The sequence below is a fragment of the Kribbella sp. NPDC050281 genome, from assembly GCF_040655855.1.
Taxonomy (GTDB): Bacteria; Actinomycetota; Actinomycetes; order Propionibacteriales; family Kribbellaceae; genus Kribbella.
In genome coordinates this window covers 173753-185043 of the sequence record NZ_JBFAKS010000012.1, presented here as the reverse complement: position 1 = coordinate 185043, position 11291 = coordinate 173753, and the positions used below count along the sequence as shown (strand labels likewise).

Genomic DNA, 11291 nt, shown 5'->3' with positions numbered 1-11291 from the left:
TGTCGGAACCGGCCGCTAGGGTGACGAGACAAGCTTCGACTGCGAGAGGAAGGTGATCGGATGCCGGATCGGCTGACGTCGCTGGACCTCACCTTCCTCAAGGCCGAGTCGCCGGCCACCCCGATGCACGTCGGGACGGTCGACATCTTCGAGCCGCCGGTGCACTCCGGTGACGGGTTCGACTACGAGAGCCTGGTCGCGCTGATCCGGGACCGGATCGCGTTCGTGCCGCGGTACCGGCAGCGGGTGCAGCAGGTGCCCGGCCGGTTCGCCGGCCCGGTGTGGGTGGACGACGAAGAGTTCGACATCACCTTCCATGTACGGCGCTCCGCTCTGCCCCGGCCGGGGACCCACGCGCAGCTACTCGAGCTGGTCGCCCGGATCATGTCCCGGCGGCTGGACCGGGCCCGCCCACTCTGGGAGATGTACCTGGTCGAGGGCCTGCAGGGCGACCGGTTCGCGATCATCGCCAAGTCCCACCAGGCCCTTGTCGACGGCAACAGTACGGTCGACATCGGCCAGGTCGTGCTGGACGCGACCGCACATCCGCGGGAGACACCGACCGACACCTGGCAGCCGGACCATCCGCCGTCGGCTCTGGAGCTGCTGGCCGGCGTGTTCGCCGACGCCACCCGCCACCCGACCGCCGTGCTGGAGCTGGCCCGGGCCGAGATGGCCAGCCTGACCGGCTCCACGTCGGTCCGCGAGGTGCTCGGCGACGTGGTCGGCTCGCTGGCAGCGCAACGGCACGCGCAGGAGAGCTCACTGCACGTGAAGACGTCCGGTCAGCGCCGGTTCACCACTGTGCAGACCGATCTCGAGGACTACCGGACCGTCCGGGCGATGCACGGCGGCACGGTCAACGACGTGGTCCTCGCGGTCGTCGCGGGTGCGTTCCGGGCCTGGATGATGACGCGGGGTGAGGGCGTCGGACCGACCCGCAGCGTACGGGCGGTGGTCCCGGTGAGCATCCGCGACGACGAGGACGACGAGCCGACCTCGCTCGGTTCCCGGGTGATCGCCTCGACGGTGAACCTCCCGGTCGGCGAGAACTCCCCGGTCATGCGGCTGCACCAGATCTCGTACCAGACCAAGGTGCACAAGGACACCGGCCGCGCGGTCAGCGCCCGGTCCCTGGTCGGCATCGCCGGGTTCGCGCCGACCACCCTGCACGCGCTGGCCGCCCGGGTCGCGACCACCACGGTCCGGCCGATCGACGACGTGGTGATCACCAACGTGCCCGGACCGCAGTTCCCGCTGTACGCCAAGGGTGCGCCGATGCTCGCGTCGTACCCGGTGGTGCCGTTGATGCCCGGTCAGGGGCTGTCCGTCGGCGTCACGTCGTACGACGGGAAGGTCTCCTTCGGGCTGAACGCGGACCGCACCGCGATGCCCGACCTCGCTGTTTTCGGCCAATGTGTGACCGATGCGCTGGACGAGTTGCTCGACACGACCAAGGGCAGCCACAACCGGGCCTCCCGGGGCCGGAAGAAACCCCGCGGCACGACCAAGAAGGCGGGTACATGAGGGTCTACATCCCATCCACACTGCGGTTGCTGGGCGTCGCGTGCACTGCCGGCGAGATCGGCCCGGCGCCGCTGACCGCGTACGCCGTCACACCGGCGCTGCGGGAGTGGTACGCCGAGGGCGACAACGAAGAGCTCGAGTACGCCGCGATGACGCAGGCTGCTCGTGCCTCGGTCGGACTGCTCGCGGCCGACCCGGGCCCGGCCCGGCGCCGCGTCGTGGTGGCGGCCGAGGTGAGCGCCGTACCGCCGGCCGATGGTTCGGTCGAGCTGGGGGACGCCCGGCTGGAGCTGCACGTCGTGATCCCGTGGACGACGGTCGCGGCCGTGCACCTGGACGCCGCGGGTGCGGAGGCGGTGGTCGGGAAGGCCGCCGACCTGTGGGACGCGGCCCAGAACGGTGACGACGACGCACTTTTCGCCCTCGATTCATGCGAGGGTGAAGATCTGCTGTGGTATGCGACACAGGAGGTCCCCGATCTGCTCGCCGCGGAGAGATCCCGCGGCGGCGTGACGGGCCTGAGCTGACAGGGAGCTGATGGCGATGCAGGCGATCTGGAAGGGTGCCATCTCGTTCGGGATGGTGACGATCCCCATCAAGGTGTTCTCCGCGACCGAGGAGAAGGACATCTCGTTCCGCCAGGTGCACGTCGCCGACGGGGGCCGGATCAAGTACAAGCGGGTCTGTTCGATCGACGGCGAGGAAGTGCCGTACTCCGACATCGGCAAGGGCTACGAGATGGCCGACGGCCGGATGGTGGTGCTCGAACCGGACGACTTCGCCGACCTGCCGCTGTCCAGCAAGAAGGTCATCGACGTCCTCGAGTTCGTGCCCTCGGACCAGGTCGACCCGCTGTACCTGGGCAAGTCCTACTACCTGCAGGCCGACGGCGGGCCGGGCGCCAAGCCGTACGTGCTGCTCCGGGACGCCCTCGACGGCTCCGAGCTCTACGCGCTGGTCAAGGTGGCGCTGCGGTCGCGGGAGAGCCTGGGCCTGCTGCGGACGGTCGACGACATCATGGTGCTGCAGGTGATGCTGTGGCCGGACGAGGTCCGCGACGCGTCCTTCGCGGCTCCGCCCGAGGACGTGGAGATCCGCTCCCAGGAGAAGGCGATGGCGTCGTCGTACATCGACACGCTGCGGGGCGAGTTCGACCCGGACCAGTACCACGACGAGTACCGGTCGGCGCTGGAGAAGGTGGTCGAGGCGAAGGCGGCGGGCGTGCCGTTGCCGGAGACCGAGGAAGAGGAGACCGAGGGCGCCGAGGTCGTCGACCTGGTCGCCGCCCTGCGTGCCTCCGTCGAGGCCGCCAAGGCTCGCCGTGCGGGCGGATCCGGGGACGCCGAGCCGGCCACGAAGGCTCCGGCGAAGAAGGCGGCCGCGAAGAAGGCACCCGCCAAGAAGGCAGCAGCGGCCAAGAAGGCGCCGGCGAAGAAGGCCGCCAAGAAGACCGCGAAGAAGTCCGCATGACCGAGCAGCCCGGGATCCCGAACTCGCCGACCGGGGTCCCGGCGCCGCCGCCGACACAGACCGAGATCCCGAAGGACGCCTCGGAGATCCCGGACGATCCCAATGCGCCGCTGGTGAAGCCAGGCGCGTTCCTGCTCGAACTCATCCCAGTGCCGGTGACCGACATCGACCGCGCGAAGCGGTTCTACTCCGAGCAGGCCGGGTTCCACGTCGACGTCGACGTGTCACCCGCCGACGGCGTACGCGTCGTGCAGTTGACCCCGCCCGGGTCGTTCTGCTCGATCACTCTCCTGCAGGGGCTGCCGATGATGGACATGGAGCCGGGCAGCCTGCGTGGTCTTCACCTGGTCGTGAAGGACATCGAGGCCGCTCGCCAGGAACTGATCGGCCGTGGCGTCGAAGTCGGCGAGACCGAAGACCTCGGCGGCGTCTTCTACGCCTGGTTCCAAGATCCCGACGGCAACACCTGGACCCTCCAGCACATGCCCTGGCGGCCCTAGCGCACGCTCCGTTCGGCGACGAACTTCAGCAGCCGTGCGTTGAACTCCTCCGGGAACTCGGCCGGCAGACCGTGCCCGGCGTCCGGCCAGAGCTCTGTCTGGTTGTCGGGCAGCAAGGTCTGCGCCCGCCGCGCCGCCTCGAGCGGATTGTGAACGACGCTGCGCCCGCCGAGCAGCGCCAGTACCGGCAACCGGATGCGGCGCAACGCGTCATCGTTCCCGTACGTCGGCATCGGCAACTTCATCCGGTAGTCGCGCAACCCAGCCATCACCAGCCGCCCGGCCGGCTGCTCGATCGGCACCCCTCCGGCGACCCACTGCAGGTACCGCGTCCCAACGCCGTCCGGCAGACCGGGCACCAGCGCGAACCCGCCGAGCAGGAACCGCCAGGCGAACCGCGCGAACACGTTCGCCGGCTCGACCAGTGCGAGTGAGGCGATCCGCTCGGGCGCATGCAACGCCAGGTTGAACGCGAGCCAGGCACCACCAGAGACCCCTGCAACGTGTGCCTTCTCCAGCCCGAGCCCGGCGAGCGTCTCGTTCAACCACACCGCCTGCTCCGCGGATGACCTGATCGGCACGGTCTGCGCTCTCCGGCCCGGCTCCCCGAGTACATCGATCGCGTAGACCGGATGGCTCGAGGCCAACTCCGGGATGTTCTGCTCCCACATCACCGTCGTCCCGGCCCGCCCGTGCAGCAACACGATCGGCTCCCCGTCGTCGGGCCCGTACCGATAGACCCGCACCCGGCCGTACGTCGTACTGACGTCGAGAGACTCGCGCAGTCCAGGAATCCCCATGACCGTCACGTCGTACAGGCGCAGGTAGATCTCCTGAGCCTCAGCACTCACGAAATGCCCGACACCAGTCACATCCGCGAACTTACCGTCCCAGCGGACGGCGGCGGGGAATCACCTGCCGGTGGCTGATGCGCCAGCCGGCGGGGGTGCGAACGACGACGTCTTTGTACGTGAGGCTCGCGCAGCTGCCGTCGGCCATGATCCCGATGGCCTTCGAGAGGCCCACGACCTCATCCTGGCCCACCTCGGTCAGCACGATGTTGGTGATGTGGTGGCCGACCGGGTTGCCGTCGCCGAGAGTCAGCCCGGCCTCCCACAGTGCCGCGGTCCCGACGATCACGCCGCCGCCGAGGTCCGAGACGTCGTACCTCACGTCCGGGGTGAACAGCCGATCCGGCGGCTCGCCCGCGTCGACCAGGTGGCCGTGCATCGAGATCAGGTCGGTGATCGCGATCCGGTCGTCGAGATCCATGCGGTGCTCCTAACTGGGGAGATCCCCGGTTCTGGTTCGTCGGCTAGTCTAACCAGGGATGTCCCCACTTAAGCCATTGCGTGCCGATGCCCAGCGCAACCGCGACCAGCTCGTCGCGGTCGCGCAGGCCGTCTTCGTCGAGCTCGGCACCCAGGCGCCCCTCGACGAGATCGCTCGGCGGGCCCGGATCGGCAACGCGACGCTGTACCGCCACTTCCCGACCCGTGACGATCTGATCGTGGCCGTGTACGCCGAGGAGGTCGCCGAACTGTGTGCGGTCGACGACGGCGTCGACCTGTTCGACTGGCTGGAGCGGTTCGTCCAGCACGTGGCCGAGAAGGGGGATCTGGCGCGCAGCCTGGAGCCGTCGGCGCGGCGGTCGGAGCTCCACGAGGGGTGGCATGCGGCCATGGTCGAGACAGTTGGCCGGCTGGTCGGGCAAGCCCAGCGAGAGGGGCGACTGAGGGCCGACGTGGACCCGGTCGACCTGCTGGTCATTGCGGCCGGAATGGCGACGGCGGAGCCTGCTCGAGTGAAACGTATGCTACAAATGTTGAGGCGCGGGGCGGGTGCTTCCTCACCTGACCAGTAGAGCTCCTGGTCGGGTCTGTGGTCAGGTTCGTTCCAGGTGGTCGGTCGTGGCACCATGCTCGTATCACCAGCGAGCGCGCCGCCCACCCGCACGGCGTACCCGCACGATCCACACCACCAGATCGAGGAGCCCGCAGCATGGATGCCGTCACCGTCGTTCCGACGCCCGCCAACGAGAAAGTGTTGGGGTATGCCCCCGGATCGGCCGAGCGCGCGAGCCTGGAGGCGAAGCTCAAGGAGTTCACCTCGGCGGGGGCGATCGACCTGACCTGCACCATCGGCGGTGAGCAGCGGCTCGGTGGCGGTACGTCGATCCAGGTGGTCCAGCCGCACAAGCACGCGCACGTGCTCGGCACTCTCGGCAACGCGACCGAGGCCGATGGCCGATCGGCCGTGGTGGCGGCGCTCGCGGCTGCCCCGTCGTGGCGGTCGCTGTCCTTCGACGACCGCGCCGCGATCTTCCTGAAGGCGGCCGACCTGCTGTCCGGTCCCTGGCGCGACACCCTGAACGCGGCCACCATGCTCGGCCAGTCGAAGACGGTGCAGCAGGCCGAGATCGACGCCGCCTGTGAGCTGATCGACTTCCTCCGCTTCAATGTCGCGTTCGCGCGGCAGATCGTCAGCGACCAGCCGATCTCGTCGCCGGGGGTGTGGAACCGGGTCGACTACCGGCCGCTGGAGGGCTTCGTCTACGCGATCACGCCGTTCAACTTCACCGCGATCGCCGGCAATCTGCCGACCGCGCCCGCGCTGATGGGCAACACCGTGGTCTGGAAGCCGTCGCCGACGCAGCAGTTCGCGGCGCACTGGACGATGCGGCTGCTGGAGGCCGCTGGGCTGCCGGCCGGGGTGATCAACCTGGTCACCGGTGACGGCCTCGAGGTGAGCAAGGCCGCGCTGACCCACCCGGATCTGGCCGGTGTCCACTTCACCGGCTCGACCAAGACGTTCCAGTCGCTGTGGGGCACGGTCGGCACGAACATCGCGTCGTACAAGACCTATCCGCGGCTGGTCGGCGAGACCGGTGGCAAGGACTTCATCCTGGCGCACCCGTCGGCGGACCCAGCGGTGCTCAAGACCGCGATGGTGCGCGGCGCGTTCGAGTACCAGGGCCAGAAGTGCTCCGCCGCCAGCCGCGCGTACGTCGCCCGCTCGGTGTGGGACCGGATCCGCGACGACCTGGTCGCCGAGACCGAGTCGCTGACCATGGGTGACGTCACCGACCTGTCGAACTTCATCGGCGCGGTGATCGACGACCGGGCCTTCGCCAAGCACAAGGCGGCGCTGGACCGGGCCGCGGCGACCGATTCGATCGAGGTCGTTGCCGGTGGCACCTATGACGACAGCGAGGGGTACTTCGTCCGGCCGACGCTGCTGGTGTCGGCCGACCCGACCGACGAGATCTTCAGCACCGAGTACTTCGGCCCGATCCTCGGCGTGCACGTGTACGACGACGCCGACTACGACAGCGTGATGCGGGGGATGGAGCACTCGGCGCCGTACGGGCTGACCGGTGCCGTGATCGCGCAGGACCGGCACGCGGTCGCCGAGGCTGCCGAGTACCTGCGGTTCGCGGCCGGGAACTTCTACGTGAACGACAAGCCGACCGGTGCGGTGGTCGGGCAGCAGCCGTTCGGTGGCGCGCGCGCGTCCGGGACGAACGACAAGGCCGGCTCGATGTGGAACCTGATCCGCTGGGCCAGCCCGCGGTCGATGAAGGAGACCTTCGCGCCGCCCACGGACTACCGGTACCCCCACCAGGGCTGAGGGAAGGAAAGCAAAGACAGTAGTGGTGGGCCGCACCAGGGCTGAGGGAAAGTAGTGGTGGGGCCGCACCTGGGTTAAGTCACCAGGCCTCGGCGGACGGTGATGTAGAAGGTGGTCAGGTCGTCGATCAGGGTCTCGATCTGGCGCTGGTTCCTGAGGTTCGCATCCACCAGCCAGTCCGAGATCAGGTCGAACAGGCCGCCGACGAGGCCGATCGCAACGCTGTGACGAACCGCCCGCTGGTCGGAGGCATCCCGGCCGGTGGGCGGTCCGTCGTACCGGTCCCAGAGCTGCTCGAGGAAGCCGGCCGCCCAGCGCCGGTTCGCCCGCCGCTGCCGCTCGACCAGCTCGGAGATCCCGGACGCCATCCCGAAGGTGACCTTGGTGACGCGCGGGTCGTCGACGAGCTCGTGCACGAAGGTGGCGAGCAGCCGCGGTGCCTCCTGCCGCTCGTTACCGGCCGCCTGTGCGGCGACGCCGACCATCCGCTCCTCGAGCCGTTCCGAGGTCCGCCGCAGTAAGGCGACGTAGCACTCCTCGCGGCTGGAGAACAGCTCGTAGAAGCTCTTCGTCCCGATGTACGCCGTACTGCAGATCTGCTCGATGGACGTACCGAGATAGCCGTTGGCGGCGAACAGATTGAGCGCCGCATCCAGCAGCTGCTCACGTCGTTCGGCCCGCCGTTGCCCGGCGTCCAGTCCCCGTATGGTGCGACTCATGCGCTGGACGTTACCCCGCGTACTCGACTCGTAACCGAGGGAACATGTTCCGAACATGAGCACTTGTTTGTAACCAAGGGACCATGCTCTACTGCCCGTGATCCGACAACTACTGAACGATACAACCACGGGGAAAGCACCATGCCAAATCGACTGCGTCGCGCCGCCGCCGGCCTGCTCGCCGCCGTCCTGCTCACCGCGTCCGCCACCACCGCCACGACTGCTAACGCCGCGCCTTCCTCCGGCTTCGACAACTGGTCCTGCAAGCCGTCCGCCGCTCATCCGAACCCGCTCGTCCTCCTGCACGGCCTCGGCGGCAACGGCCCCGGCAACTACTCCTTCCTCGGCCCGTTCCTCGCCGAGAAGGGGTACTGCGCGTTCACGCTCACCTACGGCCAGGCCACGTCCGCGATCCCGGTCGGTGGCACGGTTTCGATCGCGCAGTCGTCGGCCGAGATCCAGGCCTTCGTGCAGCAGGTCCGCCAGGCGACAGGCGCCGCGAAGGTCGACATCGTCGGGCATTCCGAGGGCGCCTTCCAGAGCATCTACGGCCCCAAGGTCCGCGGGTACGCCGGCCAGGTGGGCCAGGTGGTCGCGCTGGCTCCACCGACACACGGTACGACGTTCGGTGGTCTGGTCAGCGTGGGCGACTACTTGGGCCTCAGGCCGCTCGTCGACCAGGTGCTGCAGCAGTTCGGCTGCCCGGCCTGTGACGAACTCATCGTCGGCGGTGCCGCGGTGGCCAAGCTGACCACGGGCCCGATCGCCCAGCCCGGTGTGAAGTACACGGTGATCGCGTCGCGGTTCGACGCGCTGGTGACCCCGCACGAGACGTCGTTCATCCGCGAGCCCGGGGTGACGAACAAGTACGTCCAGGACACCTGCCCGCTCGACCCCGTCGGACATGTCGGTCTGGCCTTCGACCCGACGGTGGCGCAACTGGTTGCGAACGCGCTGGATCCCGCCCACGCGTCCCGAGTGGTCTGCGCGTTCGGCCCGCCGCTGTAAGCAGGGTCAGGCGCTGCGGTGATACTCCTGCAGCGGTGGATCAACGAGCAGCGCGGATCCACACTTCACGCAGATCCACTCGTCGGGCTCCTCGACCAGGTGATCGGGTGCCTCGATCTGCTCGAACGGCATCACCGTGGCGCAGAAGACGCAGAACTGCGATTCCTCGCCCGGCTCCGTGCGCTGACCCTTCTGACGAAAGACTTGCTTCCGCATGACTGGCTCACCTCCGAAGAGCACCCCGCCCTCCTCAGACTGCCACCGCGCGTAACCCACCCCGCGTAGCGACACACACCCGAGCGGCCCGGAGCCAGCAACCGGCGCCCAGACACAGCAACCGGGGGTGCGGACAGGAGCCGGGGCCCGGGGACAGCAACCGGGGGCCGGGGACAGCAACCGGGGGCCGGGGACAGGAACCGGCGTCCGGGGACGGCCACCGGGGGTGCGGACAGGAGCTGGGGGCTGGGGACAGGTCCTGTGCTGTCCGCAGCCCCCGGGAGGTGTTCCTGGCCGCGCGGTCTGGTAGTTAGTTGATGTCGTTGTGCCAGTCGCGGCTAGGGACAGGAACTGGGGTCCGGGGACACCAACCGGGGTCCGGGGACACCAACCGGGGTCCGGGGACACCAACCGGGGTCCGGGGACACCAACCGGCGTCCGGGGACAGGAACCGGGGTCCGGGGACGGCAACCGGGGTCCGGGGACGGCAACCGGGGGTGCGGACAGGAGCTGGGGGCTGGGGACAGGTCCTGTGTTGTCCGCAGCCCCCGGGAGGTGTTCCTGGTCCCGTGGTCTGGCGGTTGGCTGGTGCCGTTGTGCCAGTCGCGGCTGGGGACAGCAACCAGGGGCCGGGGACAGCAACTGGGGGCCGGGGACAGGAGCCGGGGGTGTGGACAGGAACCGGGGGCTGGGGACAGCAACTGGGGGCTGGGGACAGCAACTGGGGGGCCGGGGACGGGAGCCGGGGGTGTGGACAGGAGCTGGGGGCTGGGGACAGGTCTTGTGCTGTCCGGAGCCCCCGGGAGGTGTTCCTGGTCGCGTGGGCTGGTGGTTAGTTGGTGCCGTTGTGCCAGTCGCGGCCGAGTTCGTGCTCTTTCTGCAGGCCGGAGCGGATCGCGTCCACCACGAACGGCTCCATCTTCTTGCCGATCAGCGGGACGGCGACCTTCACGTCCAGGTCGATCGCCTGCACGGCCTGACCGCCGCTGCCGGTGATGCTCGCGGTGCCCTTGAGCGTGACCGGGGTGTTGACGATCTCGCCGGAGACGTCGGCGTCGCGGGACCCGTCCGCCTTGGCCGCGTGCCAGGTCTCGGTCTGGACCAGGGTCAGCGTCTCACCGACGAACTTCTTGGCGAAGTCCGGGACGCCGTCCGACGGCATCTCCCGGCGGACCTTGACGACCGTGTCGCTCCCGGACTTGGTCACCTCGACGTTGTACGACAGCGCCTTGGTCTTCTCGCAGGCCTGCTCGCGGAAGGTGGCGTCCGTGACGATCGCGAACACTTCCTCGGGGGTGGCGTCGTACGACGCCGACAGCTTGAGCTCCATGCCGCACATCATGGCACCACCGATCGGTCACGGAACCCCTCCGCCGCGTCAGGCACCGAGGATGGTTACGCTCGCCCGATGGACAGCGGATCTGTAGCTGTGCCCGGCGGGGCCCTCTATTTCGAACGCACCGGCCACGGATCGCCGATCGTCTTCGTGCACGCGGGAATCGCGGACCTGACCATGTGGGAACAGCAGGTCGCCGAGTTCGCGAAGGACCACACCGTGGTCTGTTTCGACAGCCGCGGTTTCGGGCGATCGAGGACCGAGGCGGTCGAGTTCTCCCCGGTCGACGACCTGCGCGCTGTGCTCGACCACCTGGAGATCGGGCAGGCGGTGGTTGTCGGCTGCTCGCGCGGCGGTCAGCACAGCCTCGACTTCACGGTGGAGGAGCCGGATCGAGTCGCCGGCCTGGTCTGGGTGTGCGGTGGTGTCAGCGGCTCGTCGCACGAAGCGCCGCCGGCGCAGACCGCGGTCTTCGACCGCATCGAGGAGCTGTGGAAGGCGAAGGACTTGGACGCCCTGGTCGATCTGGAGACTCACGTCTGGACCGACGGTCCGTTGCAGCCCGAAGGGCGGGCACCGCGTCCGGTCCGCGAACACGTCCGACGGATGATCTATGCGATCGAGACGAGGACCGAAGAAGAGCCACAGGTCCTGCCGCTGTCTCGTCCAGCCGCAGGCAGGCTCCAGGACATCGCCTGCCCGGTACTCGTCGTCATCGGTGCGCTCGACACCACCGGTACGCAGGCGTCCGCCGACTTACTCACCGCCGGAGTCGCCGGTGCCGAGCGCGTGGACTTCCCCGACGCCGCGCACGTTCCCAACATGGAGCACCCTGAACGGTTCAACACCGCCCTTCGCGGCTTCCTCGCCCGCCACAGCCTCTGA

General features: G+C 68.9%; 13 protein-coding genes. 8 read left to right on the top strand and 5 right to left on the bottom strand.

Annotation, left to right across the window (positions count from 1 at the left end):
- Positions 1-60 precede the first annotated feature (60 nt).
- The 4 genes from AB0I34_RS15830 to AB0I34_RS15815 are packed head-to-tail and all read left to right on the top strand — an operon-like array spanning position 61 to position 3497.
- Entirely contained in the window at positions 61-1527 is a 1467-nt protein-coding gene (locus tag AB0I34_RS15830; RefSeq protein WP_360445511.1) for a wax ester/triacylglycerol synthase family O-acyltransferase, read from the top strand.
- Positions 1524-2054, top strand: a complete 531-nt coding sequence (locus AB0I34_RS15825; protein ID WP_360445509.1) for a hypothetical protein — start codon at positions 1524-1526, stop codon at positions 2052-2054. Before AB0I34_RS15830 ends, AB0I34_RS15825 begins: the two co-directional genes overlap by 4 nt.
- A 16-nt stretch (positions 2055-2070) precedes the next feature.
- The gene (locus tag AB0I34_RS15820) at positions 2071-2997 is read left to right on the top strand and encodes a Ku protein (RefSeq protein WP_360445507.1); all 927 of its coding nucleotides are present in this window, start codon (positions 2071-2073) and stop codon (positions 2995-2997) included.
- The gene (locus tag AB0I34_RS15815; RefSeq protein ID WP_360445506.1) at positions 2994-3497 is read left to right on the top strand and encodes a VOC family protein; all 504 of its coding nucleotides are present in this window, start codon (positions 2994-2996) and stop codon (positions 3495-3497) included. Before AB0I34_RS15820 ends, AB0I34_RS15815 begins: the two co-directional genes overlap by 4 nt.
- Here AB0I34_RS15815 and AB0I34_RS15810 read toward each other — a convergent pair.
- Positions 3494-4348: an alpha/beta hydrolase gene (locus AB0I34_RS15810; protein WP_360445504.1), complete on the bottom strand. Its 855-nt coding sequence runs from the start codon at positions 4346-4348 to the stop codon at positions 3494-3496. The genes AB0I34_RS15815 and AB0I34_RS15810 overlap by 4 nt on opposite strands.
- 31 nt (positions 4349-4379) lie before the next feature.
- Positions 4380-4769, bottom strand: coding sequence for a nuclear transport factor 2 family protein (locus tag AB0I34_RS15805; protein WP_360445502.1), 390 nt, complete (start codon positions 4767-4769; stop codon positions 4380-4382).
- Between the two features lie 58 nt (positions 4770-4827).
- Between AB0I34_RS15805 and AB0I34_RS15800 the strand changes: the two genes are divergently transcribed.
- Both AB0I34_RS15800 and pruA read left to right on the top strand, forming a co-directional pair.
- The gene (locus AB0I34_RS15800) at positions 4828-5361 is read left to right on the top strand and encodes a TetR family transcriptional regulator (protein WP_360445500.1); all 534 of its coding nucleotides are present in this window, start codon (positions 4828-4830) and stop codon (positions 5359-5361) included.
- A 137-nt stretch (positions 5362-5498) separates the two neighbouring features.
- Positions 5499-7127: an L-glutamate gamma-semialdehyde dehydrogenase gene (pruA, locus tag AB0I34_RS15795; RefSeq protein WP_360445498.1), complete on the top strand. Its 1629-nt coding sequence runs from the start codon at positions 5499-5501 to the stop codon at positions 7125-7127.
- A 74-nt stretch (positions 7128-7201) separates the two neighbouring features.
- Here pruA and AB0I34_RS15790 read toward each other — a convergent pair whose 3' ends face one another.
- Entirely contained in the window at positions 7202-7846 is a 645-nt protein-coding gene (locus tag AB0I34_RS15790) for a TetR/AcrR family transcriptional regulator (RefSeq protein ID WP_360445496.1), read from the bottom strand.
- Between the two features lie 141 nt (positions 7847-7987).
- Between AB0I34_RS15790 and AB0I34_RS15785 the strand changes: the two genes are divergently transcribed.
- Complete coding sequence (locus AB0I34_RS15785) at positions 7988-8854, top strand: alpha/beta fold hydrolase (protein ID WP_360445494.1); 867 nt, start codon at positions 7988-7990, stop codon at positions 8852-8854.
- A gap of 6 nt (positions 8855-8860) precedes the next feature.
- Here the strand turns inward: AB0I34_RS15785 and AB0I34_RS15780 are convergent, their stop codons facing one another.
- Entirely contained in the window at positions 8861-9070 is a 210-nt protein-coding gene (locus AB0I34_RS15780) for a hypothetical protein (RefSeq protein ID WP_360445492.1), read from the bottom strand.
- 832 nt (positions 9071-9902) lie between these two features.
- Positions 9903-10400 carry a DUF2505 domain-containing protein gene (locus AB0I34_RS15775; RefSeq protein ID WP_360445490.1) on the bottom strand — a complete coding sequence of 166 codons (498 nt, stop codon included), beginning with the start codon at positions 10398-10400 and terminating at the stop codon, positions 9903-9905.
- A gap of 78 nt (positions 10401-10478) precedes the next feature.
- Between AB0I34_RS15775 and AB0I34_RS15770 the strand changes: the two genes are divergently transcribed.
- Positions 10479-11291, top strand: coding sequence for an alpha/beta hydrolase (locus AB0I34_RS15770; protein WP_360445488.1), 813 nt, complete (start codon positions 10479-10481; stop codon positions 11289-11291).